Consider the following 24472-nt stretch of genomic DNA (forward strand, 5'->3'; position numbering starts at 1 on the left):
GTTCAGCCTAGGTGGTAGCTAGTTCTCAGTTCTTCGATGTAACTTATCGATTAAACGAGAAAAGTTCAATCATTAATTTCAAATAAACGCAATATTTCCAATAGGATTACAAATTGACAAGGATGTAAATTATAATTTACACACAGGGATGAACGTGAAAGATAACAAAAAGACCAATAAAAGCAAATGGATACAAGTGAAACTTCGCAAAACCACAACATATAAAAAGGCGGCACAGTTGCGCCGCCTCACATAAAAATTTTCACAATATGAGCGTTTCTAGTTCGCTAGCTCTTCAGATTTGATCACAGTAGCGATACGAGACAACATATTGATCGAGTTCATATGCTCTTCTTGGTCACCTGCTGCACACGCATCTTCAATGATAGTTACAGCATAGTCCCGGTCATGTGCATCTCGCGTGGTCGCTTGAATAGCCCAAGTCGTGCTCACGCCACTTAAATAGACATGTTCAACTTTATTCGCTCTCAGCACAGCTTCTAACGAGGTGGCATAAAAAGGGCTCACTCGTGGTTTCACCAGAACGAAATCGCTCGATTGAACATCAAGTTCTGGGTGAAACTCCGTACCAAAACTGCCTAGCTCTAACGCCTTAAATTCATGTGCTTTACCGAAAATTGGCGACGCTTTCGGCGACGCATGATAATTAGCTTCAAACCCAACTTTAACCAATATCGTCAACCAGCCCTGCTCGCGTGCGTGCGCAAGTGCTTTATTCGCGTTAGACAAAGCATTTTGCTCTTTTACATGTTCGGCAGCTGAAGGGATTTTTCCATCCGGATGGCAAATATCATTAATAAAATCAATTACAAGAAGTGCGTTTTTCATAGTTATAACCTTCATCGTAGGGAAAGGCAGTATTTGATAACCTGCTCAGCGGGCTGAATCTATACACTATCAATCGGGTATTGAGAGAGTAAGATAAAGATACGTAAAATCAAATTGCTAAACCTCTTAGGGCTCATCAATCTAACGCCGCGAGTATAAGCCAGTAGCCTTCAGATAAAAATCAAGATACATTTACGGGTATGTAAGTAAAACTAACAAATCTATTATGCGCGACTTGCCCCCTCTTCGAACCCTACCTGTGTTTCTAAGTGTTTGCCGACATTTGAATTTCACCAAGGCGGCTGAGGAACTGTATATCACTCACTCAGCGGTGAGCCAAAATATTCATAACCTCGAATCTTTTCTCGGTAAAAAGCTTATCAAGCGTACAACTCGTAGTATGAGTTTGACGGCAGAAGGGGAGCGTTATCGGCACAGTATCGAAGAAGGGATGAACATCATTGCGCTTGCGACTCAACGTGAACTACAAGCTGATAACCAAGTGTGTATCAATGCTATCCCAACGCTGGCGCTTAAGTGGCTTATTCCCCGCTTGCCAGCGTTTACTAAAGCTTTTCCCGACATTGAACTGAAACTGTCGGCGATTTCTATTGCCGATTTTGATATTGAATCGGACAATTTAGACATAGCCATCGGTTACGGCACCAGCCCTGATTGGTGGCCCGACAGTGTGGCAAAACAATGGTGCCAAGATCAACTGCTGTTAGTGGGACAACCGGCTTTACTCGAGAAATATGGCTCCATTGAAGAAATTCTTGCGAATGAAACCCAGATTTGGATCAGTAACCGCTATCGCGCTTCAGATTGGAAGCAATGGACCACGGCCAAGCAGTTACAGCTACCAGACGATCAGAAAAAACAGTTTTTTGAGAGCTCGACCCAAGCAATCCAAGCGGCCATCGCAGGAGTAGGCATATTTGTCACCCATCGCATATTCGTACTTGATGAAATCGCCTCTGGCCAACTGGCTGAGCTTGCATCACCAGCGGTAGATATCGACTCGTACTACTATTTAGTGTATCAGCCAGAAAAATTGGTTAATGACAATGTTCAGACAGTCGTGCAGTGGTTGATGGAGCAGGTAGAATAGCCGTCGTTCGGCTACCGAAAACCAACAGCATACCTCATCAACTTCAAACTATGATGAGTGTGTTACTGCTTTACATAACGACCGATAATTTTATCGATCTCTCCATGATCCTCTGCTTTCTTTAGCGCCTGATTGAATTTTTGTAGAAAGGCTTTTTTCACAAGGGATTTATGAAAGCCTAAAAAGTTCGCATCGCGCTTAAATGGAGTCGCTATGACATAAAATTCATGCTTTCTGGATTGCAACTCAGGGTCCTGATTCACAACTGAATTGAAGCCCACTAGACCGGGACCTATCAAAGCTACGTCAATGCGAGAGTGTAGAAGCTTTTTGAGCCTAAATACTGGGTCGGAGTCTTCCTCGACTTGAAACAACTTGTCATTTTTAGCTGTTTCATACTCGTCGCCATAACTACCAGCTCGGCCAATACCGATCGTTTTTCCACCGAGATCGTTAATCGAGTTGAAATTGAATTCTTCTCCAGCCCTAACGACCAAGATTATTTCGTCGTAATAAACAGCATCCGAATAATCAAAAATATCCAACCTCTCCTTTGTTTTCGACAAGCCAACTATCCCGCCCTGCGCGTGTTTAGCGTAGTTATACGCCCTAGCCCACGGATAAAGTTTGATATCAAAGCGCTCCCCTGTTTCATCTTCAACCTGCGCAAGTATATCGACCAATATTCCCTTTGCATCGCTATTTTCCAAATAGATTTTCGGCGGCTTATTTTGATTACCATAAATAACCAACTCCGTAGCGGATGCAAACAAGCTACAAGTTAAGAGAAATAAAACCAAGATTCTAATGACCACATCCGCTCCCAAAAATTTATCGGTTACATACTCAGATAATGATCGACTAGCAAAGATATAAACAACAGCATCAGGTGGTAGATGGAGTATTTAAATGTCTCCATAGCTGAGCGTTCCGTTTGGTGGAACTTCAATTGCCATGCCGAATAGATAAACCCAAGATTCAAAGCAACAGACATTATCCCGTACACCACACCTGTCATCCCGACTATCACGGGTAATAAGCAGACTACCAGCAATAATAAGGTATAGAGCAAAATGGAGGTTTTGGTGTATTCGATACCATGCGTAACCGACAGCATAGGAATATCAGCTTTGGCGTAATCATTTTTGCGGTGGACAGCCAAAGCCCAGAAGTGAGGAGGCGTCCATACAAAAATTATCATCACCAGCAGCCAAGCGTGAGCATGCAACTCTCCCGTCACTGCGCACCACCCAAGTAAAGGTGGCATTGCGCCGGCGAGCCCCGCTATCACAATGTTTTGTGGCGTCGCGCGCTTTAGATACAAGGTATATACCACGGCATAGCCGACCAAACTGGCAAATGTTAGCCAAGCAGTTAACGCATTAACCCATAAATAGAGTGCTGCAAACCCTGCCGACCCCAGTAAAGTAGCAAACAGAAATACGTTTACTGGCCGAATATCTCCAGAGGGTAACGGTCGATTGAACGTGCGCCTCATTACTGCGTCAATTTTTTGGTCAATCAGGTGGTTATACGCTGCTGCTGCACCAGCCATCAGACCAATTCCGACCAGACCAACCAAAGTTTGTTGAATAGGCAAGGCTCCGGGAAGCGCAAGGCACATGCCAACCAAAGCCGTCAGTAACATTAGTGCGACCACTTTAGGCTTGGTTAATGTGTAGTAAACTTGCCAAGGTGAACGACTTAGCGCTTCGCTTCGTTCAATCGCCATAGAGGACTTCATGATACGTTCTCCTTGTTCAAAGCCATGACACGTGAAGGCTGCCACAATATATAATTGGCGTGTAGCACAGTCACCAACAAAATCGCCGCGCCCAAGTTGTGCGCCACCGCAACTGCAATGGGTAATGAAAGCAGCACATTACTGACTCCAAGCGCTAACTGAACCAAAAGTACTATCAGACAGTTTCGACTAGCCATTCTCAATCTCGGTTGCCCACTCAACCAGCACCTTAACGCAAGTAGACCCACAATAAAGGTGGTGACAATCGCCCCTATTCTATGAGCAACATGAATCGTCATTCGAGCTTGGTAGTCCAGTACGCCAAATTCATAGCTGTCGTGGCCTGTCTGAACCATAGTAAATGCGTTAGCGACATCGAGTTGGTTAATCCAATCTCCTTCACAAATTGGCAAGCTACTGCACATAAGCGCTGCATAATTGGATGACGTCCATCCACCCAATAATATTTGTCCGAGCACGACCAACAAAGTCGCCATTGCTAACAACGCCATAGGACGAGTGGCTCGAACGAGAGGGGGGGATAAGGACTGATTTTCTGACAAACGCCATTGAAGAATAAACAGGCAGCAGAGTAACATAAAGCCACCGAGTAAATGGGCCATAACCACTACGGGCATCAGTTTCAGTGTCACCGTCCACATCCCTAACAAAGCCTGAAAGACAATCAATACCACTAACCCAACAGCAAACGCTGTTGGCGCTTTTTGTTCACGAATACAAATAAACGCAATGCCCATAACAAGTAAACCTAACGTTCCAGCAAAGTAGCGATGCACCATTTCCGGCCAAGCTTTGTCCGCCTCTACTGTCAGCTCAGGGTAAAGCAGCTGAGCTTGCAGCACATCTTTACTGTCCGTCGGCACTGTCAGCTGCCCATAGCATCCAGGCCAATCAGGGCAACCTAATCCTGCATCAGCCAGCCGTGTATATGCACCTAGCATAATCACTACCAGCGTGAACACTAAACTCAGCTTTACCAATACCTGCAACTTCATACGCTCTCCTTAGCTATGTATGGTTTTGGAACATCAAGCTTTAAACTATGCTCATTTAACGATCATCCCCTAGCCCACTCGTGATAACTTCAGCAATTTTCTGAGATCGGCCAATAAACCTTTCGACTGCACCACCAATCCTTTTTCAGACGACACCTTTGGATAGCGCATCACCAGCTGGCCTAGAGGGTCCACGATCACAAACTCAAATCCATGAATCCTTTTCTCAAACTCTTCATTGACCTTAATCGATTGAAAATCGTAGCGTGCTTGTACGTTTGGATCGCTATCTGGTGCAAGCATCAATACGGGCGCCACTCGCGCTTGATATTTACCCAAAGCTAGGTGACTTTGGCCAAGTAAATGCAGCTGCTGAACGCAAAATTGATCGCAAGACTTCGGCACCAAATACCCCAGTTGCCAAGATTGCTTATACAGTGGGTTATCAACCCCCATCGATTCAAAACTTGCTAGCGGCTCAATCAACGTACCGCTATTGGTCACACCAGACTGGTACCATTGGTTACTCAAAATGGCCTTCGCAATCACCACCGGCAAAGCAAACAACAAAATTAAACTCACTAAAATGATTCGCCCACGTAGAATCGGTTTCATTACAGCTCCTTGTCGGGTTTACCGAGGTAATAATGTGTTTTCCAAAATCGATAAATAAGCCCGCTAGTCAACATGAACAACGCGAATGACATCGCAAACCACTGAAAAGCATAACCAAAATGTTTACTGGATTTCATGGGTAGAGGTTTCCAAGGCTGAGGATACGGCCAAGGCTCTACCTGCGGCTGAAACATGAATGGCGAAATATTGATGCCCAACCTTTCTGAGAGCTGAGCAATATTAGGGTTCTGCAGTCGTATCACCGCCCCTTCTTCCATCCCAATGTCAGAGCTCAATGGATTTAGGGATCGTTGGTACACTCTTCCGTTAACACTGACGGGCTTCTCTAACCAATCTACGTTCGGCAAGGTCTGACGACTATTCGTTGCAGGCACAAACCCTAACTCGAATAAAAAATGTTGTTCCAAGCTATCAACAAATAGTTGGTAGGCTAAGTAACCAACTTTGCCGCGAAAGGTTTGGTTATCAAGTAAGAAACGCATACCAGGTACGGGAATCGCTTCGACGTAAGCCTTAATACCGGTATAAATAGGTTGATTTGACTCTGAGTGAGATTGCAAAAATTGAGAGAAACTCACACTCTCATTGCTTTTATTTGTCTCCAGTTGCAATTCCAATTGACGTTTTTCTTCACCTCGCGACAGCTGCCACGCTCCTAAGTTGACCAGCAAGGTAAATGCAGCCACAGTTAATACGAAGCACAACCAAAAGCTCTTTATTTTCAATAACATTATTAGAGGTGTCGAGATGGTCATGTTATTTAAGTTTGCGCTAGTATTAATGCTACTTTTCATCATATTCAACCTTGCCCGAGCACTCGTTCAAATGGTGAAAGAGCCATCGGATGATCAAAACCAAAACAAATCAATGAGCCATTACCTTGGCCGACGAGTGATGCTGTCGGCGTTGGTGATATTAATGCTAATTATTGCCCTAATGGGCGGCTGGCTTGAGCCTAATACTAGGCCCTACTAGCCAACTACTTTTATATCTCGCCTCCTCATTCCGTGGGAGGCGACTCTAGGTTTGCGATCGCTACAACACGTACACAAACACAAACAAACATAACCACACCACATCAACAAAGTGCCAATACCAGCTTCCCGCTTGGAAGGCAAAATGCTCTTTCGCCGTAAAATGGTCATGCGCTACCCTCGCGAGTAAAACAATCAAAAAAATCGTACCTAAACAGACGTGCAACCCATGAAAACCAGTCAATAAAAAGAAGGTATTTCCATAAACACCAGACTGCAGGGTTAACCCTAATTCCTGGTAGGCATGCATATACTCATATGCTTGATAGTAAAGGAAGAAACCAGCCAAAATAATGGTAATCTCTAACCAAACGATCAGTGCCATTCGGCGATTTTTTTCAAGGCTTACGTGAGCAAAGTGCAGGGTAATTGACGAAAGCACCAAAATAATGGTGTTTTGCAACGGAATCCCTTGCCATGGCATGGCTTGGGTCAGTTCACCATTCGGAGTTTGCAATAACGGCCACACCGCATCAAACGTGGGCCACAACAATTCGTTGGTCATCGCATTGTTGGAATCTCCACCGAGCCATGGCACAGCTATCAAGCGCGCATAGAATAGTGCCCCAAAAAAAGCGCCGAAAAACATCACTTCAGAAAAAATAAACCAACTCATTCCTTGGCGAAATGAACGGGAAATCTGCTCAGAATAATACCCCGACATAGACTCCGTAATCACATTACGGAACCAGCCAGCAAGCATATAGAGCAACACGGCAAAGCCGGTAAATAGCACTATCTTGCCAACAGTACCGCCCCCCCCACCTTCTTCATGTAAATGTTGTACGGTTAAACCCGCCCCTACCGCTACCATGAACAAGGCAATGGCTCCAACAATGGGCCAACTACTTTGCGCGGGAACATAATAGCGTTGATGTTTTGCACTCATAATTTCGCTCCTTGCAATGAGCTTTTCTCCAAATCTATGGAGGCTTGATCCTGAGCCAACGTGTTACTGCGTTGTACTTTGTTGGTCATGTTAAACAAGGTATAGGAAAGAGTCAGAGTATGGATAGATTCTGGAATATCTGGCTCTATATAAAAGATAAGAGGCATTTCTGCGGTTTGTTGCGCGGCCAGCGGTTGCTGATTAAAACAAAAGCATTCAATCTTGTTAAAATAGCTCGCCCCTAAGCCTGGTGATACCGATGGCACGGCTTGACCAATGAGGTCGTAATTGGCGAGGTTCTTAGCGACATAGGCCGTTCTCGTCACTTGCCCGGGGTGTACTTCTAACACCGTTTTTTGTGGTTTAAAATTCCACGGCATTCCCGGGCTAATATGCGACATCAATTCAATCCGAATGACTCTTGACGTATCAGCCACCATTCCCTGAGGCTGAATCGCCGATATTGAACTGGTTTTCCCATTAATACCTAACGCATCGCACATAACGTCGTACAAGGGGACCAGCGCAAACCCGAAACCAAACATAGCGACCACAGCACAAAGTAGCTTAACCACTAACCTGCGGTTGCTTGGATTACGACTATGGTTATCACTGTGATCGCGGCTGGCCTCTTCCATCTCAACTCACCCTAATCAATTTTTGGTGGCGTGGAGAACGTATGATGGGGAGCCGGACTTGCCACTGTCCATTCCAGTCCTTCCGCCCTCTCCCAAGATTTCGCTTCTGCTTTTTCCCCACCCTTGATGCATTTGATCACCAACCAAAGGAAAATAAGCTGAGACAAACCAAAGGCAAAACCACCAATAGAAACGATTTGGTTCACATCGGCGAACTGGATAGCGTAATCTGGAATTCTTCGTGGCATCCCAGCAAGGCCCAAGAAGTGCATTGGGAAGAACAATACATTCACCGAGATAATTGACGTCCAAAAATGCCATAGGCTCAACTTCTGGTCATACATATGACCCGTCCATTTAGGTAGCCAATAATACGCTGCGGCCATGATCGAGAATACCGCCCCTGTTACTAAGACATAGTGGAAGTGGGCCACAACAAAGTAGGTATCATGATATTGGAAATCAGCGGGCACTATTGCCAGCATCAAACCAGAAAGGCCGCCTATGGTGAACAAGATAATGAAGGCAATGGCAAACAGCATAGGGGTTTCAAACGTTAATGCGCCTCGCCACATAGTCGCGACCCAGTTAAACACTTTTACCCCTGTCGGAACTGCTATCAGCATGGTGCAGTACATGAAAAATAATTCGGCAAACACTGGCATCCCAGTGGTGAACATATGGTGCGCCCAAACTACAAACGACAACAGTGCGATACTGCACGTCGCATACACCATGGAATGGTAACCAAACAGCTTTTTGCCGCTAAAGGTTGGAATTATCGCCGAAACAATACCGAATGAAGGTAAAATCATGATGTACACTTCTGGGTGGCCAAAGAACCAGAAGATATGTTGGAACATCACAGGATCGCCGCCCCCCGCAGCATCAAAGAAGCTGGTACCAAAATATTTATCGGTTAATACCATGGTGACCGCCCCCGCCAACACTGGCATAACAGCAATCAGAAGAAATGCTGTTATAAGCCATGTCCAAACAAACATCGGCAATTTAAACCATGTCATTCCCGGAGCGCGCATATTGAAGATCGTCACGATCACATTGATGGCCCCCATGATCGAACTGATCCCCATAATATGCACAGAGAAGACAAACAGTGCAGTGCTGTCTGGACCATAAGTAGTCGAAAGCGGCGCATAGAAGGTCCAACCAAAGTTAGGCCCACCACCTTCAGTAAATAAAGACGCAAGCAAAATCAAAAATGCAAATGGAAGAATCCAGAAACTGAGGTTATTCAAACGAGGCAGTGCCATATCTGGCGCGCCGATCATCATAGGGATCATCCAGTTGGCTAGCCCAGTAAAAGCGGGCATCACCGCACCAAATACCATAACCAAACCATGCACTGTGGTCATTTGATTGAAAAACTCAGGATCAACTAACTGTAACCCTGGCTGGAAAAGCTCGGCGCGGATCACCATCGCCATCGCACCACCGGTGAGGAACATAATAAAACTGAACCATAGGTAAAGCGTGCCGATATCTTTATGGTTAGTCGAATAGATCCAACGCCCGATTCCAGACGGCGCGTGATGATCGTCGTGTCCGTGATCATCATCAATCGCGATCGTCGAGTTTGCTCCCCCTGATGCGATGTCTTCTACTGGAGCAGATTTGATTTTTTGTTCATTAGACAGCTTCATTATTGCTCCTCCGCTCCTTGCGATTTCAATGCATTCACCTCTGCAGCTTGGATGATATCTCCCACATCATTGCCCCATGCGTTGCGCTGATAGGTTGCTACTGCCGCGATCTCTTGCTCACTCAATTGATTGGCGAACGCTTGCATAGCCGTTCCGTTCTTACCGTTTAAAATAATGTTCAAATGACGGGTGGCATCTCCGGTCGCAATCTCACTGCCTTTTATCGCAGGGAATGCACCGGGCACCCCTAAACCATTTAATTGGTGACACACTGCGCAGCGATCGATATACACCTGTTCACCAATTCCCATCAGCTCATCTTTGCTTAAGTTATTTGCCAGCGCCGCATCGGCCGCTTTACGCGCTTCAGCCATCTCTATTTTTTTATCCGCTAACCATTGTTCGTATTCCGTTTCTTCCATCGCATGCACCACGACAGGCATAAAGCCATGAGCACGACCACACAATTCAGCACATTGGCCGCGATAGATACCCGGCTTATCTATCTTGGTCCATGCTTCATTAATGAAACCCGGAATGGTGTCTTTCTTGACTGCAAAATCAGGCACCCACCAAGAGTGAATCACATCATCAGAAGTCATTAAAAAGCGCACTTTGCGGTTAATTGGCAACACCAGCGGGTTATCGACTTCAAGAAGATAATGCTCTCCTTTGGGCTCATCGCCTTCGATTTGCTTGGCGCTTGTGGAAAGTAAGCTGAAGAATTCAACATCCTCACCAAAATAGCTGTAATGCCATTTCCATTGAGAACCAGTAATAACCACCGTGAGATCAGGTTTGGATGTATCTTCCATGGCCACCAGCGTTTTCGTTGCTGGAATGGCCATCGCCACCAAAATAATGATGGGAATAATGGTCCAAATCACTTCGACTTTGGTGCTTTCATGGAAGTGTGCGGCGACGGCACCTTTAGACTTTCTGTGGTTGATGATGGAGTAAAACATCGCGCCGAATACAACCACAGCAATCACCACACAAATCCAAAAAATCAGCATATGCAAGTCGTAGACTTCGCTGCTGATACCGGTGACGCCCTTGGTCATATTGAATGTTTGTTCTGCTGAGACAGCAGGGGACGCGATAGCCAAGAACATTAAGCTGCCATGCAACTCACGCTTACTCATTGCCCTAATCAAAAGACGTTCTCCTCTACCCTGATTCTCAATTCGCCAGCCTGGCAATCGTCATCTATCGCGCTAAACGAGAAATCGGCGTTACTTCTCAAAAATTACTTCGAAAACCGAACACTTAGCGCAAATTCTTCACAACATGTAAATCAACGTTAGTTAACGGATCTGGATTGTTCAAGAAAGTACCAATACAATTTTTTTTTATATTCATTTCTGATGGTTAAATCAATAAATGGCAAGAAAGTGACAACGATTTTCAGGGGAAAGTGGGCAATAGTTAGACGGGATAAAAATGGAAAATAGAGGGGGGTAATACTCCGCGAAAAGCCGAGCTCATCGGGGATAATTAACACAGCGTTCGCTGCTCTCTGATTCACCTATTCGGACAATATTACATAGTGAACGGTGTTACATTATGAACAAGGATACATTTCGAGCAGAGTTACATGACTTTTTCAAAATATTGAACCGCCATGCCTTGATATTTCCCTATCTCAAGGGGAGTAAATCCCAGCTTTCTCAGAATATGCTGCGAGACCACATTGCTAGGTTCAGACAACGCCATTACTCGTTCATAGCCACGCTGTTTTGCGTCGCTTAAAGTCGCGAGGCTGGCTTCTAGCGCATAACCTTTTCCGCGAGCGGTTGTTTTGAGGCGATAACCTAACTCCACCTTGTTACATCCAGCATATTCAAAATACGCCACGCCACAATAGCCAATTAACTCGCCTGACGACTCTTCTACGACGGCGAATTTACCAATGCCAAAGTCATCAAAGGCGGTGAGTAATGAATCAAACCTTTGCTTAGCTTGATGCCTATCCATATCACCACTCGGTGAATACGCCATAAACTCTGGATTATTCAGCAGCGCAATCATTTCTGCTTCATCTTGCGTTCGAAATGGGCGTAATAACAAACGCTCGGTTGAAATCATATCCTTCTCCGTTTGTAGTCTGATGAAAGGTGGAAACGACTTCGTCAGTTCAATGAAATAGGCTTAATGCGACACTTCACACAGGTTGCATGCCCTTACGATCTAATATAGGTTTACGCGCCTAATCTGTATTATAAATATCTAACCGCTATGATTGAATTCACTAACAGTGAAATTGAAGACTATTCAAAAAGTACCGTTTCTGGAACAGGCTTCTTGGCCTACCGTGATGTTGAGCTATTATTGACCAAACATAAATTGAAGCCGAAGCGCACGCTCGATCTCGGTTGTGGAAGTGGTCGTTCAATTGGTGTGCTCAAAGATATGTGTGAAAGTATCACGGGCTGCGATATCAATCAGCTGGCCTTAGAAAACACCCAAAAAGCGTTTCCAGATGTTCCTGTCTTTCTCAATGATTTATCGAGCGAGCAATATCCAGAAGAAAACTTCGATGCCATATTTTCTTTTTTGATGTTTTTCCATTTTGATTCACTCGACGCCATGAGAAAAGAGCTAACGCGCTGCTTCAACTCTTTGGATAAAGACGGCTTCCTGTTCATCGTTCATGGCAATCACTCAATCGCCACCGCCAGCTACACCAGTGTAAAAGGCATGGGCCATATTCCGACAAAAGAAGGAGAGCGATTCAAAGTTCTTCTTAAGAATATTGATTTAGTGGTCGAGGATTCATATTGGTCAATTGAAACCCTCATCAAAGAATCAGAAGACATTGGCTTCCACACCATGGAACGACACGCCCCACTGGGTCATACAGACGATAAGCAAACCTATATCGATGAGTATACCGTCGCACCTTATTCCTATCTGATTCTTCGCAAGTAGCCACGCTGCCCAGTATCAACTGAGCAGAAGAACAAGTTTACAGTGGCTTAGCAATCACCAGCCCATGATTGCTTGAGCCCAATAAAGTAGGCTCTTCGCACGTTTTGAGGTGATAGTCGAGCCACGTTTGATACTGCTCAGTTGAAAAGCGATTAACAGACCCTGCGATATAGCGACCAATACCATCGGTCGCCATATGGCGCTCAATGGCAAAGCCAGCACTCAGCAGCTCCACTTCCATTTCCGTTGGTGTTGCAAAATAACCCACTTGAAAAAATTGTTCGGCGAGCTCATCCGATACCGTGCCAACCTCCAATAATTCAGAAAGCATGCTGGGTGAGATCAACTCAGGAAACTGCTGGGCGAACATTCCGGCGATAAAATACCTTGAGATATAAGCAACCGCCAAGGTGCCATTAGGCTTGAGTATTCGTTTCGCTTCAGCTATCGCTTGCGCACGCTGTTCAATGGATTTCAAATGATACAGTGGCCCTAATATCACGCATAAATCTTGGCTATCATCTTCAACAAAAGGGATATCACAAGCGTTTCCGTGGAACAGATTGACCTGCAGCCCTGAATCGCGAGCTTTGTTTCTCAGCATCGTCACCTGCTCTGCAACTAATTCCACCGCCGTTACATCACAGCCCATTTGGGCAAATGTCAGCGAATAACACCCCGTAGCCGCTCCCAATTCGCATACCTTACTCCCCTTCGTCAAATAGGGGCTCAGCGCATGCATCGTGGTATCAAATTCCATTTTCGCTATGTATTGCCTTGTCAGGCGTGTTTCTTCATCACCACCTGCATATTGCGCCATTAATGCTTCCATCGCCTCGCTTTCCTTATTGTAAATAATAAATATATTTCTCTAGCCATCTCGGTAGGTGTTCATCAAAGTAGTCTATATATTTGTCCGTGTTGGGATTCTCTCTTTCCACTAACAAGTTCACCACTTCGATGGCTATCCATACTTTGGCCAAAATAAGATGTTGCAGTAAGGTATTGTCATCAATAAACCTATTGCTGCGTAGATATCGCGTCGCAATATCAGAAAACGTAGCGTGGGTCCCTAACCCTTGGACCAAAGGCGCAAGGTCAATCGCTGGGCTGCCTTGCCCGAAACGTTCCCAATCAAACAGTACGAGATCGCCATTGTCCCGACGTCCCCAATTTCCTGAATTGCTATCACCCGATATAAAGTTCTGCCTAGATCTCGGCAATGAGCGAAATAAAATTTGCCCCAATCGGCACATCGTTTTCACAATCTTATTCGATTCATTTGGTAATGACAGACGGGAGAGTGCTTGGCTAGTTTGAGCCTCAGTCCAAATATGTGCTTTCGTCAGGGTCGTTTGCGGGAGATCTGCATTGTGAATAACCGCTAGCTGTCGGCACGCCTCTTGAGATTGATTCAATTCAAATAAGGGGATGCTATGAGGAATATACTCAAGACACAGTGCACGGTTTTGGCTTTCAAATAAAATAGGAATGTTAACGCCGCCTTGGCGGAGCTCTGGTGCAACCACGCGATAAAAATACACTTCCAATTCCGACGCGTTCGTTTTGTGAATACAAGGCGTTCCGCGATACTTTCCTAGGTAGACGCTCGCTTCGCCCATTTGAGCTAAATTTCCCATAGAACCTATGCTTGTTTCTTCTCTAACCGATGATTCGACAAGGCCAGCCAACGCTAGCATCGTGTCGAAGTCTAATCGCTACGATTTAGCGGAAATCACCAGAAAGCCACGGTGCTTGCCGCTGTCGCTGTCCAATCCCGTCGATATGGATTTGTATAGGTCGCCTGTTTTCACCCAAGTTGGCGGGTATTTATAGCGAGACACATCCATAATCAAAAAACTGTCTTTGCTCTTGTTGTAGGCGGCAAGAGGTGAGAAGTGCCCGCAGCCTTTCTCGCCTAAATATTTACGGCAGAAGTTAACCAGCATAAAACTGTGCTTGCTGCTTACATTGGCTTTGGCGACATTGCGAAACTTATCCTCGCTAATGTGGTTGCCGTATTCTTTACTGACCTTAACATCAAACGTTGAAAGCGCCTTGGCCAAAGCATCGAGCGTGACGCCTCGCATATTGACTTGAGAAGGGGTGACATATTTCATGACAGCAGGGGTAAAGAAATTATTTTGCGTCACCAGATCGTAAGGCTGATACGTCGGTGAAATTGGCGCAGGCACTTTCAGAGCATTGAGCACCATAGCTGAGCTCGCGACGGCGCAATACGTCAGGTTTTTCTGGGTGACAAAATAGGGCATCAGTTGCCAAAAAGCGCTCTTATCTTGGCTTTGTTGAAACAGTTCAACCCCTTGATTTGAATTGATTGCGACCAAATTATCGGGAAGCGGCAGAGGCTGAGCAGAGACAACCGGAGTAAGTACGAACAATGAAGAAGCGAGAACCAAACAATTTAACCATGGTTTAAACATAGAATATTCCTTTATTACATTTTTCGTCGCACGTGCAGTTTTCGTCACACGCGCGATTGGGTGAGCTTTTGTTCTCACCCAATCGCGTTATAAAGTTTTGGCGCAGCACTTTCATAGAAATCGAGCAGCTTTTTAGGGAGTGGTTTACCTTCTCTCGCAGGACCTAGCTTGGCAAACAAATGCTGGATATGAGTATCCAGAGACGCTTGGTCACGCCATTGCTCAAATAATATGAATTCCGTTTCGCTATTGGGATCTTGTGCGAACGAGTAACTGATACAGCCATCACGCACGTTTCGAGTTTCTTCAGTCAACTCTGCGGCTAACTGTTTGAACTCGGTAAGGCGTGATTCCTTTACTTTCAGATCCACCATTACGGTAATCATGGTTTCCTTTCCTCCTCCATTAATATTTATACGTAGTACTTATGCGTGTTTACTATGTGACTAACACACTATTGAGCTTGCCATTCCACTTCTAGCAAGATGTCTCCTTCGGATATCAGCCGACATAGAAACATGTCTCCCTGATGCACTTCGCCCACTCCCTTTGGCGTTCCCGTCATCACGATATCGCCATCGTGCAAACTGGTATAAGACTGGAGTTCTTGCAAGATCATTGTCGGTGAATACATCATCTGCCCAACGTCGCCACGCTGTACACGCACGCAGTTAATCAGGAGTTCGATTTGTAGCGTGTCGACATTGATATCGCGAAGAGGAAGAAAGCGACTGAATAAGGCTGAACCATCGAAGGCTTTGGCTCGTTCCCATGGCAAACCTTGCGATTTTAACGTGGATTGAAGCTGGCGCTTCGTTAAATCGAGCCCCACCCCCACCGCACTGTAGGTGCCGCCTTCCACCACAAAACAGATCTCTGCTTCATAATGCAGCCTTTCCCCGGAGTAGCTCAGCAGCCGCTCAGAGATACCACTATTGGGCTTATTGAACACGACCATTTCTTCGGGGACAGCATTGTTCAACTCTTGGATATGTTCTAGATAATTGCGTCCAACACAAAGGATTTTACTCGGTGTGATGGTTTTATCTTCAACCAATACAGAATGCATAACATCACCTTATACGGTTAAAATTCAGCCACCTACCCTATCATAAATTCATATAAAGTCAGAACTAGTTTGCCTTTAAAGCCGTGAATGGATGAATCGGCGTGATTTTCATTTCATCACCAGCAAGACTGGGTTAGCATGGTTTGCTATTAATTGAAGTAATAGACCTGCTTCGTTCTATTATTAACTCGTAACCTGCTAGATACTTTGACCCTATGAATCGTCCCACCCATTCTCCGATTGGCGGAGCTACTTGGATGCTTTCTGCTGGCATTTCGTTTGCCATCGTTAACAGCCTTATCCAATTTGCCAGCATTCACTACAAGCTGCCTTCAACCACCGTCGCCTTTATTCAATATGGCATTGCTTTAATCGCAATATTGCCCTATTTGCGTACCCTAGGTATTCGAGAGTCATTGAAAACTGGCCACTTTATGCAGCATGTACTGCGGGTCTCGCTAGCGGTTGTGGGTATCCAACTCTGGATGTGGGCACTTGCCTATCCAATCCCGATTTGGCAAGGTATTGCACTGCTGATGACTTCCCCTTTGTTTGCAACGATTGGCTCTGGGGTATTTTTGAAAGAAAAAGTAGGCCTTGCCCGTTGGGGAGCTACCGCGACCGGGTTTATTGGCGCGATGATCATTTTAAAACCTTGGGCACATGACTTTAACTGGGCCGCGACTTTACCGATTGGCGCCGCTTTATTTTGGGCCGGCTACTCCCTGATGGTAAAAAAGCTTTCGTCACACGACTCACCCTCGACGATAGTGGTGTACCTATTTATTCTCATCACTCCCTTTAACTTATTTCTAGCGCTACCAGATTGGCAGACCCCGCATGACAGTGCCGCTTGGCTCATTCTCATCGCTGCTGGCATCATTACGGCTCTCGCACAATGGGCGATTGTTAAGGCGTATTCTGTGGCAGACGCGTCTTTTGTTCAGCCTTTCGACCACGCCAAGTTGCCGTTTAATGTGCTAGCGGGCTGGCTCGTTTTCCAGTGGGTACCACCCGGCCGTCTCTGGTTGGGCGCCGCGATCATTATTGCTTCTGTCGCCTTCATCACACATTGGGAAACAAAAAAACAATCCCAATGAAAGAAATAACATAACCAGTCGTTCTTATTAGGTAAGCAAGCAACTGAGGAACACAGGCATGTCAAACCCAATTAAAATTACTCTCTATCGATGGGCAGGAAGCTGGGGACCGTTTAAGGTAACTATCCCTTGTGGTGAATGTACGCTTACCAAAGACATACTGAGCGACACTTTTGCCAATGAGCTTGCCGATGTGCCTATTGAGCTAGAAGTGAAAGATTGGCTCTCTCATTGGTGGGAACCGCTCAAAGCGGGCGCTTGGCATGCTCCAATCCTGATGATCGAAGGGAAAGTCGTCAGTCAAGGCGAAGCCCTTAATCGCGGAGTATTAGTGCAATCTGTGATTCAAGAATGGACCAAGCGCGATCAGCTCAAAGGTAACATTGTTTATGGTAAGGAAACCTGCCCCTATTGCGTGAAGGCTAAACAGCAGTTGGAGGATGCGGGCATCGAATACTCTTATCTTGATGTCGTGAAAGACAGCGCTGCTTTGTATCGAATGATCCCTGAAGTGAAAGCGCACATTGGCTTCAAAACGCCGGTGACGGTGCCACAGATTTGGATGGACGATGAATATATTGGAGGTTCGGATGCGCTGGAAGAGTGGCTGGAAAAAAAGGGCCTAAACTCAATGCCAGATAACGTCGTCAATATAGAGGCGAATCAAAGCTCGATGGGTTAACAACAGCCAGTGATGACTTAACTTTAAGTGTTATCAATCTAACCGATATGGTCCTGACAACTATGGTTCTAACAGCTATGGTTCTGACAACTGTGGTTCTGAGGGCGGTACGTCTGTGAGTCTCTAAGTAATCAATATAAAAAGGTGCAGCCAGTTAAATTGCACCTTTTTATATACTACGGGTATCAGGTAAACGTCTGAGTATACAAAGATTCCACTTTAGTTCTCGCCCACTGCGTTTTACGCAAGAACTTTAATGACGACTTAATGGAAGGATCATTTGAGAAACAATTAACATTTACTTCAGCGTACAAACCCGCCCAGCCATAATGCTCTACTAGACGTGTTAGAATCTTTTCAAGTGTCAGCCCGTGCAACGGGTTTTTAGGTTGTGCTTGAGTCATTGAGTTCATTTCCTAGAAGCTAAGAGCGTAGTAATACGGAGATTCTTTCAGCACATTCAGATAGCCATAAACCCTCCGAACCCGCGCCAAACTTCAACGCTTACTAATACTCACTTTAACCAAAACGAATGGATCGCGATCAGTCGTTATTACGCTTTGGTTGCTGGTAGGTTTTACCCGCAGCTTGATATGTGTCTTTGGCCTTCACGTCAAACATAATATCGAAGAACCAAGCCACGAAACGAATCACATCGTCGCCTTCATTCATGATGTGCTCGACATATTCTTGCTCATTGCCATCGTCATCAAGCTGAGTGCTAACATGATAAACACGTTGTTCGCCGTCAACCTCCGCCAAAGCAAATTGGCCTGACAGAGATTGAGCCGCTTGCGCCACTTCTTCATCTTGGTACGATTTCAAATACTCAAGTACCTGCGGGATATCTTGTTTACCACAAAGTAATTGGGTCAGCAGTACAAATTCATTTTGTTGCATATCTAGTGTTACCCTAAGTTATTTGCTGCGCATTGTAGCAACCGAGTAACCGGATTCAAACTGCTTTACGCCGCTACGACTAAACAGTAATACTAGCGCCATCGCGAGGCTAACAAATAAATAAAAGGAACCGAGTGTCGCCTGACCAGATACCCAATATCTGACGATCGCCCCACCCAGAATGCCTGCCAAGCCCATTTGGATAGAGCCACTCAAAGCCGACACTGCCCCTACGTGCTGTTTATGTGGAGCCAACAGCATGCTAATAGAAAGGGGAAATGACAGCCCTTGCGCCACGGTGATAAGGGTAAACGCACTGACCAAATGAACGACTGTCATAGGCGTTGAAATCATCCACACTCCGGCAACGGCGATCAAAGCTGATGAGAGTAGCAACAGATGAGTAGTGGAAATATATCGATTCAAAATATTCAGACTCACACTACCGAGCATTAAGCCTGCTGATGGGATAATCATCGTCATACCATAATCAGCCGACGATAGTCCTAAGGTGTTTTGCATCATAAACGGCAACACTGACAGCGATACCACGCTGGCCAAATACGACAGCCAATTAAAACTGGCACTACTGATCACCTGAGGATTACGTATCAACTGCCAATAGTCAGCGAGAACAGGTTGCACCGCAAAACGTTTTTTTGGATAAGGGAGCGTTTCAGGCAATAGAAACCAACCTAGGGTCACCATCCCAACTAAATAAAAGAGCACAAAACCAAACACCGCTTGCCAGCCAAGGTGAAAAGCAATCCAACCACCCAATACTGGAGAAATAACGGGGATCACAGAGGCCGTCATCGCAAGGTAAGACATCGCTTGCGTTAGATTGGGTCCATCGTAACTGTCACGCAGCACACTCCTCCCCAACACAGATGCACTACCCGCACCTAACCCTTGTAACAAACGGCCTGCCGCTAATATCTCAAAGCGGTCTGAAAATGCCCAGCACAAGCCAGTGCCTAGCAAATATACCCCTTGCCCCATCAAAAATACTGGACGGCGGCCAATAGCGTCAGAAAGTGGGCCATAAAAAAGCTGAGAGCAACCAAAACTGAGCAAAAATAAGGTAATAATGAGCTGCACATCAGGGCGACTTATTGACAAGGCATCACTAATCATCGGCAAAGAAGGCAAATAAATACTGACGCCGACCTGCCCAGTAGCGATAATCATCATTGCCAATAGTAAAGGCGTTTTGTTAAAAGAATTGCGTTGTTGATTCATAGACCACCATAGATAAAGACCATTCGAACTGTATGTTTAAGCTTTGTATTTGACGACAGAAATAGTCTATATTATTAGCCATAAAATGATAATGGATGGTTATGGAAATGGATTGTGTCCAATTAAGAACTAATGTAGGAAGCTATGGACTGGATTCAAAGTGTACGAACTTATTTAAAAGTAGTAGAAGAGCACAGTTTTAATGGTGCTGCTCGCAAGCTCAACACCACGAGCTCAGCCGTCAGCAAACGTATTCACTGGCTAGAAGAGCGAATAGGCACTCAGCTACTCAAACGCACCACTCGTTCGGTCACTCAAACCGAAGCTGGGGCGCTATTTTACCAAAGAGCAAAAGACCAATTGGATGGCTGGCAATCAGTTATCGATGAAACGCGCTCGGTCAATCAAACGCCCGTCGGCCTGTTGAAAATCGGGGCGACATTAGCGGTGGGATCAAAGTTTGTGGTGCAATATGTCAACGACTTTCTCCTCGAATATCCGGATATACGTGTACAACTAACGACGATATCTCCCGGAGAATTGCCCGAACTCAGCTTAGATGTCGTCATCAGCAAGGAATTAGAACAAATAAACTCGCTCAGCTTTATCGCAACACCGCTATACGAGTACAAAGCAGGGTTCTATGTCTCTAACTCGTATGCGGAACGATTTGGGATACCCAATTCTATTGAGGCGCTACAACAACACAACGTCTTAATTTGGGGAGAGCGGCCACAACGAGAGATAAAACTTTCTCAAGGTCAGCGTATCATGCTATCGGGCAATTTCTTTACCACCAATCCAGAAGCGCTGTTTTACGCCGCAAAGCATGGCTTAGGCGTATTATTGGCCAGTGACGTCATCATCAAAGATGAATTGCAGCAGGGTATTCTTCAACGCGTGTTGCCGGAGATCACAGCGGATGAATCGATGTTTTATGCTTATTATCCGAAGTTGGATTATAAACACACGCGAACCCATCTTTTCTTAGACTATCTAAAATCTAAGCTACAGCAGACGAAAAAGGCCGATCCTTGTTAGAAGATCCGTTATCTTGGGCGAGCACATCCCTTATCCATAACAAAAAACTGCTAGCAAAAAAGTGCTATAAAAACTCCATCTGATAACCTTATGAATTTAATGGACTATAGGTCTAAAAAACAACCACTTTTAACATGCCGACTGGAATTATATGAAACATAGGCCATAGTGTTTATACACCCATAACACTTCTAGCCCACGATTGCTAATGCAACATCCAACCGACCGGGCTAATTGAAGGTGATCATAAAATAATAAAGTGAACACAGTTCACTACAACGTGAGTTAACCAACTATGGCTAGTAATAATAAGGTTAGCAACGCGGCTATTGATTTTGGAACGATCAACAACTTATTGCTTCTAGATGAAACGGAACTGCTTGAACAAGTAGTGCAAGTGCTACATCAAAGCTTTGGTACTTACAGTACCAGTATCGTTGAAATTGATAAGCTGCACTATAGCGCTCGGACTTTGGCCGATAGCTGTGAGCACAGCGCACAGCGCTGCGACACCTATCCACTTAGCGGCACACCTTGTGAGCAAGTCATTAAGTCCGAGCAACTTTTTTTCCTATATCCAGCCAACCTAAAATGTCAATTCCCTTGTGATAAGAGCATTAGCCAGAACAATATTGTTGCCTATTTAGGCATCCCTTTGCGAGCCAAATCCGGCGAGGTTTTAGGGTTATTACTATCAAAGTTTCAGCAACAACTGCTCGATACGGAAGAAGTGATTAGATTTCACAAAATCCTCGCGAATGTGGTTGTCCATCGATTACGTGTTAAATGGCTATCAGAGCGATCAGAATATTTGGTCCACCAGCTAAGCTATGAGGTCTCTCATGACAACCTCACAGGCTTAATGAACCGCAGCTGCTTAGCCGACAAGCTTGAAGTATTAACCAGTTCAATGAGAGAACCCTTTACTCTGGTCTACATCGACATCGATAACTTCAAACTTATCAACGATATGTACGGTAATTACATTGGAGACCAAGTCATAAAATACGTAGCAGGAGTGTTGACTAGCGTGGTACACGACAAGCACTTATCATTTCGAATTGCCGGTGACGAATTTGCATTTTTGACCTTCTCTCAAACGCCATTTGATATCTGTAAACTCATTAATGAACAACTTGAACAAGGGTATCTAGATGCGTCACGCAGTATTAAACTCTCTGTAAGTTTCGGCTTGGCGAGAAAAGTCGAGCAATACATAAATCCTGACCAATTAATTTTAAACGCCAGTTTGGCACTCAAAGCTGCCAAGCAGTCGAATTCCAGTCACATTTATTGCTACGATACCGAGCTCAGTGCGCAGTACTACCGCCGAACTATGATCATTGATTCCCTCAGAGCGGAGTTGGATTCACCCGTTTCTCCTGACAGCGAAGTGTATGTAGTGCTGCAGCCCATCGTCAATAAAGGAGATCAAGTTTGGAACTACTTTGAAGTATTAGTTCGTTGGAAAAACCAAGCGTTAGGAAAAGTTTCCCCCCTAGAACTCATTTCTGCCGCAGAACAATCAGGGCTAATTGTTGAGTTAGGTGAGCGTATTACTGAGCTAGCATGCCAAGCAAAACAAGTCGTGGAAGCAGGATTAGGTTACCAAGTAAAACTTGCTCTTAACTGCTCAGCCAATCAATTAGCAGATCCAACCCGTTACCTAGGCAATATAGTCAGCACAATCAAAAAGTATGGATTTCAGCCAAGCGAATTTACCATTGAGTTAACCGAGACCATTTTACTGACTCAAACCCAACACGTGAAGCTGACATTAGATAAGTTGCGTGCGCTCGGCTTTCGTGTCGCACTCGACGATTTTGGAACCGGCTATTCCAGCCTGAACTATATCCATAACTACCCAATAGACTGTATAAAAATCGATGCGACTTTTATACAGAATATGCTGCAAAACAAGACCTCTGAACGGGTCGTATGGTTGATTGTGCAGCTTGCCCAGCAACTGGATTTGATGCTGGTCGCAGAAGGGGTAGAAAGCCAGAGTTCACTAGATAAACTTTACGAAATGGGTTGCGAGCAAATCCAAGGATTTTACTTCTCACGACCCGAAACGCCTCAAGCCATTGTCGATAAACTCGCGCCATTAAAACAGCTAAGTAACGTCATTAACTGCTAGCTAGTTGGCTGCGACTGAGCTTGACCCGCAACACGTACTTCTTGCTGGTGCAAAAGCTCGTCTAAACGGTCACGCTGTGCAATAAAATCCGGCATATCTTGACGCGCAACAGAATGCGCCATCGGGATTTTAGCCGTCACCGCGTTCACAGGGTGACCTTTCACGATCAATTCATAGTGAATGTGCGGCCCAGTCACTCGGCCCGTTTTACCAGACAAAGCGATTTCTTGTCCGCGCGTAACTTTTTGCCCACGCTTCACCAGTATCTTGCTTAGGTGTAAATAGCGCGTTGTGTAATTGCTGCCATGCCTAATCACCACATAATTACCCGCATAAGGGTGATGGCGAGTCATTATCACGACGCCATCGCCTGTCGCAACAATTGGAGTCCCTACTGGCACCGCCCAATCCGTACCATTGTGCGGCATAATGCGCCCCGTCACTGGGTGACGACGGAACGGGTTGAACGACGAGCTAATGCGATAATGGCCACTAAACGGGTGGCGCTGAAACGCACGCTGTAAACTATTGCCAAACTTGTCATAGTACTGACCATCTTTATACAGATAGGCCGTCACTACATTGCCCTGATTAAAGATTTTGATCGCCTGAATTTCCTTGTTGCCTGTCGGCTTACCATCAATAAACTGACGCGACTCGACTAACTCAAACTTATCTCCTGCTCTTAAATCTCGTGCGAAGTTTAGCTTATCTTTTAAAATCCCGACCACTTGCTCAGATTCGCGGCTGCTCACCCCAAGGGCTTGAAGTGACTGAGAGAAGCTACCTTGAACTTGCCCAACCAGTGGGTATTCCTTCCACTTTCCGGGCAGAGTAATATCTTTAAAGGTGTAACTGCCGTCCTTGAGACGAGTATACGTTGCTCGATCAGCCAAGCTAAATTGCAGTTCCATCTTTTGTAACAATTTGTGATTTTCTGATCGCCAAAAACGTAATGTATCCCCTGGCATCAGCGTATCGAGTTTAAGATAGTCCACATCGGTCTCCATGATGTGCATCATATCCCGGTAGCTAAAGCCCAATTTATCAAAAATGGCACTAAGGCTATCACCAGATTGAATCACGTATTCGTAGTCTGGAATGTCCTGTGAAACGCCCCCACTGTTCGGTGGTTGGCCAACGGCATTCAACTCAGGCAAACTCAGGTCTACCGTGCCTTGAAGGAGGTCGTGATTTAACGAAGTCAGCGCGATCGCTGCCATCACTGGCACGCTAGCAATAAACAACTTTTTTTGCTTGGTCAGCGTAGAAAAACGCTCAGTAATCGATTTTATCGGCACAAACTTCCCCAATCATATTCACTAGTCAAAAAAATAGAACC

The 24472-nt window shown here is 45.3% G+C and carries 27 protein-coding genes; 7 read left to right on the forward strand and 20 right to left on the reverse strand.

The annotated features are described in order from the left end of the window. Positions 1 to 279 precede the first annotated feature (279 nt). Entirely contained in the window at positions 280 to 849 is a 570-nt protein-coding gene (locus L4C34_RS12850) for a cysteine hydrolase family protein (RefSeq protein WP_428789746.1), read from the reverse strand. 226 nt (positions 850 to 1075) lie between these two features. Here L4C34_RS12850 and L4C34_RS12855 point away from each other — a divergent pair, with 226 nt between their 5' ends. Next, complete coding sequence (locus tag L4C34_RS12855) at positions 1076 to 1960, forward strand: LysR substrate-binding domain-containing protein (RefSeq protein WP_428789747.1); 885 nt, start codon at positions 1076 to 1078, stop codon at positions 1958 to 1960. A gap of 62 nt (positions 1961 to 2022) precedes the next feature. Here L4C34_RS12855 and L4C34_RS12860 read toward each other — a convergent pair whose 3' ends face one another. The 5 genes from L4C34_RS12860 to L4C34_RS12880 all read right to left on the reverse strand — a co-directional run bounded on the left by L4C34_RS12860 (position 2023) and on the right by L4C34_RS12880 (position 6060). Further along, positions 2023 to 2775 carry a substrate-binding periplasmic protein gene (locus L4C34_RS12860; RefSeq protein WP_428789748.1) on the reverse strand — a complete coding sequence of 251 codons (753 nt, stop codon included), beginning with the start codon at positions 2773 to 2775 and terminating at the stop codon, positions 2023 to 2025. A gap of 23 nt (positions 2776 to 2798) precedes the next feature. Continuing rightward, the gene (cyoE, locus tag L4C34_RS12865; protein ID WP_428789749.1) at positions 2799 to 3704 is read right to left on the reverse strand and encodes a heme o synthase; all 906 of its coding nucleotides are present in this window, start codon (positions 3702 to 3704) and stop codon (positions 2799 to 2801) included. Then, on the reverse strand, positions 3701 to 4720 hold the full coding sequence (locus tag L4C34_RS12870) for a COX15/CtaA family protein (RefSeq protein ID WP_428789750.1): 1020 nt from the start codon (positions 4718 to 4720) through the stop codon (positions 3701 to 3703). The genes cyoE and L4C34_RS12870 overlap by 4 nt, the downstream gene beginning before the upstream one ends. A gap of 69 nt (positions 4721 to 4789) precedes the next feature. After that, positions 4790 to 5335 (reverse strand): hypothetical protein, encoded by a 546-nt coding sequence (locus tag L4C34_RS12875; protein ID WP_428789751.1) that lies wholly within the window; start codon positions 5333 to 5335, stop codon positions 4790 to 4792. Further along, positions 5335 to 6060 (reverse strand): SURF1 family protein, encoded by a 726-nt coding sequence (locus L4C34_RS12880; protein WP_428789752.1) that lies wholly within the window; start codon positions 6058 to 6060, stop codon positions 5335 to 5337. Before L4C34_RS12880 ends, L4C34_RS12875 begins: the two co-directional genes overlap by 1 nt. A 43-nt stretch (positions 6061 to 6103) precedes the next feature. On the opposite strand from L4C34_RS12880, the gene L4C34_RS12885 reads away from it, so the two are divergent. Next, positions 6104 to 6331 (forward strand): DUF2909 domain-containing protein, encoded by a 228-nt coding sequence (locus tag L4C34_RS12885; protein WP_428789753.1) that lies wholly within the window; start codon positions 6104 to 6106, stop codon positions 6329 to 6331. Between the two features lie 60 nt (positions 6332 to 6391). Here the strand turns inward: L4C34_RS12885 and L4C34_RS12890 are convergent, their stop codons facing one another. The 5 genes from L4C34_RS12890 to L4C34_RS12910 form a co-directional block, all read right to left on the reverse strand. After that, positions 6392 to 7279 carry a cytochrome c oxidase subunit 3 gene (locus L4C34_RS12890; RefSeq protein WP_428789754.1) on the reverse strand — a complete coding sequence of 296 codons (888 nt, stop codon included), beginning with the start codon at positions 7277 to 7279 and terminating at the stop codon, positions 6392 to 6394. Next, positions 7276 to 7917: a cytochrome c oxidase assembly protein gene (locus tag L4C34_RS12895; RefSeq protein WP_428789755.1), complete on the reverse strand. Its 642-nt coding sequence runs from the start codon at positions 7915 to 7917 to the stop codon at positions 7276 to 7278. Before L4C34_RS12895 ends, L4C34_RS12890 begins: the two co-directional genes overlap by 4 nt. Positions 7918 to 7928: 11 nt before the next feature. Continuing rightward, a complete protein-coding gene (gene ctaD / locus L4C34_RS12900) occupies positions 7929 to 9581 on the reverse strand; it encodes a cytochrome c oxidase subunit I (RefSeq protein WP_428789756.1) in 1653 nt (550 codons plus the stop codon). Beyond that, positions 9581 to 10696, reverse strand: a complete 1116-nt coding sequence (gene coxB / locus L4C34_RS12905) for a cytochrome c oxidase subunit II (protein WP_428789842.1) — start codon at positions 10694 to 10696, stop codon at positions 9581 to 9583. The genes ctaD and coxB overlap by 1 nt, the downstream gene beginning before the upstream one ends. 478 nt (positions 10697 to 11174) lie before the next feature. After that, complete coding sequence (locus L4C34_RS12910; protein ID WP_428789757.1) at positions 11175 to 11669, reverse strand: GNAT family N-acetyltransferase; 495 nt, start codon at positions 11667 to 11669, stop codon at positions 11175 to 11177. A gap of 150 nt (positions 11670 to 11819) precedes the next feature. Here L4C34_RS12910 and L4C34_RS12915 point away from each other — a divergent pair, with 150 nt between their 5' ends. Beyond that, on the forward strand, positions 11820 to 12512 hold the full coding sequence (locus L4C34_RS12915) for a class I SAM-dependent methyltransferase (RefSeq protein ID WP_428789758.1): 693 nt from the start codon (positions 11820 to 11822) through the stop codon (positions 12510 to 12512). A 37-nt stretch (positions 12513 to 12549) separates the two neighbouring features. Here L4C34_RS12915 and L4C34_RS12920 read toward each other — a convergent pair whose 3' ends face one another. From L4C34_RS12920 to L4C34_RS12940, 5 genes are all read right to left on the reverse strand, one after another. Next, positions 12550 to 13344 (reverse strand): class I SAM-dependent methyltransferase, encoded by a 795-nt coding sequence (locus tag L4C34_RS12920; protein ID WP_428789759.1) that lies wholly within the window; start codon positions 13342 to 13344, stop codon positions 12550 to 12552. A gap of 13 nt (positions 13345 to 13357) precedes the next feature. After that, entirely contained in the window at positions 13358 to 14152 is a 795-nt protein-coding gene (locus L4C34_RS12925) for a phosphotransferase family protein (RefSeq protein ID WP_428789760.1), read from the reverse strand. A gap of 78 nt (positions 14153 to 14230) precedes the next feature. Continuing rightward, on the reverse strand, positions 14231 to 14956 hold the full coding sequence (locus tag L4C34_RS12930) for a phytochelatin synthase family protein (RefSeq protein WP_428789761.1): 726 nt from the start codon (positions 14954 to 14956) through the stop codon (positions 14231 to 14233). A gap of 74 nt (positions 14957 to 15030) precedes the next feature. After that, positions 15031 to 15342, reverse strand: coding sequence for a putative quinol monooxygenase (locus tag L4C34_RS12935; RefSeq protein WP_428789762.1), 312 nt, complete (start codon positions 15340 to 15342; stop codon positions 15031 to 15033). A 68-nt stretch (positions 15343 to 15410) separates the two neighbouring features. Next, complete coding sequence (locus L4C34_RS12940) at positions 15411 to 16025, reverse strand: fumarylacetoacetate hydrolase family protein (RefSeq protein ID WP_428789763.1); 615 nt, start codon at positions 16023 to 16025, stop codon at positions 15411 to 15413. A gap of 215 nt (positions 16026 to 16240) precedes the next feature. Here L4C34_RS12940 and L4C34_RS12945 point away from each other — a divergent pair, with 215 nt between their 5' ends. Together L4C34_RS12945 and L4C34_RS12950 are read left to right on the forward strand one after the other, a co-directional pair. Further along, positions 16241 to 17125, forward strand: a complete 885-nt coding sequence (locus L4C34_RS12945) for a DMT family transporter (RefSeq protein WP_428789764.1) — start codon at positions 16241 to 16243, stop codon at positions 17123 to 17125. Between the two features lie 58 nt (positions 17126 to 17183). After that, positions 17184 to 17807: a glutaredoxin domain-containing protein gene (locus L4C34_RS12950; RefSeq protein ID WP_428789765.1), complete on the forward strand. Its 624-nt coding sequence runs from the start codon at positions 17184 to 17186 to the stop codon at positions 17805 to 17807. Between the two features lie 185 nt (positions 17808 to 17992). On the opposite strand, the gene L4C34_RS12955 is transcribed toward L4C34_RS12950, so the two are convergent. The 3 genes from L4C34_RS12955 to L4C34_RS12965 all read right to left on the reverse strand — a co-directional run bounded on the left by L4C34_RS12955 (position 17993) and on the right by L4C34_RS12965 (position 19949). Next, complete coding sequence (locus L4C34_RS12955) at positions 17993 to 18211, reverse strand: VF530 family protein (protein WP_428789766.1); 219 nt, start codon at positions 18209 to 18211, stop codon at positions 17993 to 17995. 139 nt (positions 18212 to 18350) lie between these two features. Further along, on the reverse strand, positions 18351 to 18707 hold the full coding sequence (locus L4C34_RS12960) for a hypothetical protein (protein ID WP_428789767.1): 357 nt from the start codon (positions 18705 to 18707) through the stop codon (positions 18351 to 18353). Between the two features lie 18 nt (positions 18708 to 18725). After that, entirely contained in the window at positions 18726 to 19949 is a 1224-nt protein-coding gene (locus tag L4C34_RS12965; protein WP_428789768.1) for a multidrug effflux MFS transporter, read from the reverse strand. 144 nt (positions 19950 to 20093) lie between these two features. On the opposite strand from L4C34_RS12965, the gene L4C34_RS12970 reads away from it, so the two are divergent. Then, complete coding sequence (locus tag L4C34_RS12970) at positions 20094 to 20990, forward strand: LysR family transcriptional regulator (RefSeq protein ID WP_428789769.1); 897 nt, start codon at positions 20094 to 20096, stop codon at positions 20988 to 20990. Positions 20991 to 21285: 295 nt separating this feature from the next. Further along, positions 21286 to 23130 carry a putative bifunctional diguanylate cyclase/phosphodiesterase gene (locus L4C34_RS12975; protein WP_428789770.1) on the forward strand — a complete coding sequence of 615 codons (1845 nt, stop codon included), beginning with the start codon at positions 21286 to 21288 and terminating at the stop codon, positions 23128 to 23130. Here the strand turns inward: L4C34_RS12975 and shyA are convergent. Next, positions 23127 to 24431 (reverse strand): peptidoglycan DD-endopeptidase ShyA, encoded by a 1305-nt coding sequence (shyA, locus tag L4C34_RS12980; protein WP_489686362.1) that lies wholly within the window; start codon positions 24429 to 24431, stop codon positions 23127 to 23129. The genes L4C34_RS12975 and shyA overlap by 4 nt on opposite strands. Positions 24432 to 24472 lie beyond the last annotated feature (41 nt).

Source organism: Vibrio profundum, assembly GCF_050337555.1.
Classification (GTDB): Bacteria; Pseudomonadota; Gammaproteobacteria; order Enterobacterales; family Vibrionaceae; genus Vibrio; species Vibrio profundum.

Excerpts from the sequence above, each read along its gene's own strand:
- L4C34_RS12850 (WP_428789746.1), bottom strand. The coding sequence starts at position 849 with ATGAAAAACGCACTTCTTGTAATTGATTTTATTAATGATATTTGCCAT.
- L4C34_RS12855 (WP_428789747.1), top strand. The coding sequence starts at position 1,076 with ATGCGCGACTTGCCCCCTCTTCGAACCCTACCTGTGTTTCTAAGTGTT.
- cyoE (WP_428789749.1), bottom strand. The coding sequence starts at position 3,704 with ATGAAGTCCTCTATGGCGATTGAACGAAGCGAAGCGCTAAGTCGTTCA.
- L4C34_RS12870 (WP_428789750.1), bottom strand. The coding sequence starts at position 4,720 with ATGAAGTTGCAGGTATTGGTAAAGCTGAGTTTAGTGTTCACGCTGGTA.
- L4C34_RS12875 (WP_428789751.1), bottom strand. The coding sequence starts at position 5,335 with ATGAAACCGATTCTACGTGGGCGAATCATTTTAGTGAGTTTAATTTTG.
- L4C34_RS12885 (WP_428789753.1), top strand. The coding sequence starts at position 6,104 with ATGGTCATGTTATTTAAGTTTGCGCTAGTATTAATGCTACTTTTCATC.
- L4C34_RS12890 (WP_428789754.1), bottom strand. The coding sequence starts at position 7,279 with ATGAGTGCAAAACATCAACGCTATTATGTTCCCGCGCAAAGTAGTTGG.
- L4C34_RS12895 (WP_428789755.1), bottom strand. The coding sequence starts at position 7,917 with ATGGAAGAGGCCAGCCGCGATCACAGTGATAACCATAGTCGTAATCCA.
- ctaD (WP_428789756.1), bottom strand. The coding sequence starts at position 9,581 with ATGAAGCTGTCTAATGAACAAAAAATCAAATCTGCTCCAGTAGAAGAC.
- coxB (WP_428789842.1), bottom strand. The coding sequence starts at position 10,696 with ATGTTCTTGGCTATCGCGTCCCCTGCTGTCTCAGCAGAACAAACATTC.
- L4C34_RS12910 (WP_428789757.1), bottom strand. The coding sequence starts at position 11,669 with ATGATTTCAACCGAGCGTTTGTTATTACGCCCATTTCGAACGCAAGAT.
- L4C34_RS12915 (WP_428789758.1), top strand. The coding sequence starts at position 11,820 with ATGATTGAATTCACTAACAGTGAAATTGAAGACTATTCAAAAAGTACC.
- L4C34_RS12920 (WP_428789759.1), bottom strand. The coding sequence starts at position 13,344 with ATGGAAGCATTAATGGCGCAATATGCAGGTGGTGATGAAGAAACACGC.
- L4C34_RS12925 (WP_428789760.1), bottom strand. The coding sequence starts at position 14,152 with ATGGGAAATTTAGCTCAAATGGGCGAAGCGAGCGTCTACCTAGGAAAG.
- L4C34_RS12930 (WP_428789761.1), bottom strand. The coding sequence starts at position 14,956 with ATGTTTAAACCATGGTTAAATTGTTTGGTTCTCGCTTCTTCATTGTTC.
- L4C34_RS12935 (WP_428789762.1), bottom strand. The coding sequence starts at position 15,342 with ATGATTACCGTAATGGTGGATCTGAAAGTAAAGGAATCACGCCTTACC.
- L4C34_RS12940 (WP_428789763.1), bottom strand. The coding sequence starts at position 16,025 with ATGCATTCTGTATTGGTTGAAGATAAAACCATCACACCGAGTAAAATC.
- L4C34_RS12945 (WP_428789764.1), top strand. The coding sequence starts at position 16,241 with ATGAATCGTCCCACCCATTCTCCGATTGGCGGAGCTACTTGGATGCTT.
- L4C34_RS12950 (WP_428789765.1), top strand. The coding sequence starts at position 17,184 with ATGTCAAACCCAATTAAAATTACTCTCTATCGATGGGCAGGAAGCTGG.
- L4C34_RS12955 (WP_428789766.1), bottom strand. The coding sequence starts at position 18,211 with ATGACTCAAGCACAACCTAAAAACCCGTTGCACGGGCTGACACTTGAA.
- L4C34_RS12960 (WP_428789767.1), bottom strand. The coding sequence starts at position 18,707 with ATGCAACAAAATGAATTTGTACTGCTGACCCAATTACTTTGTGGTAAA.
- L4C34_RS12965 (WP_428789768.1), bottom strand. The coding sequence starts at position 19,949 with ATGAATCAACAACGCAATTCTTTTAACAAAACGCCTTTACTATTGGCA.
- L4C34_RS12970 (WP_428789769.1), top strand. The coding sequence starts at position 20,094 with ATGGACTGGATTCAAAGTGTACGAACTTATTTAAAAGTAGTAGAAGAG.
- L4C34_RS12975 (WP_428789770.1), top strand. The coding sequence starts at position 21,286 with ATGGCTAGTAATAATAAGGTTAGCAACGCGGCTATTGATTTTGGAACG.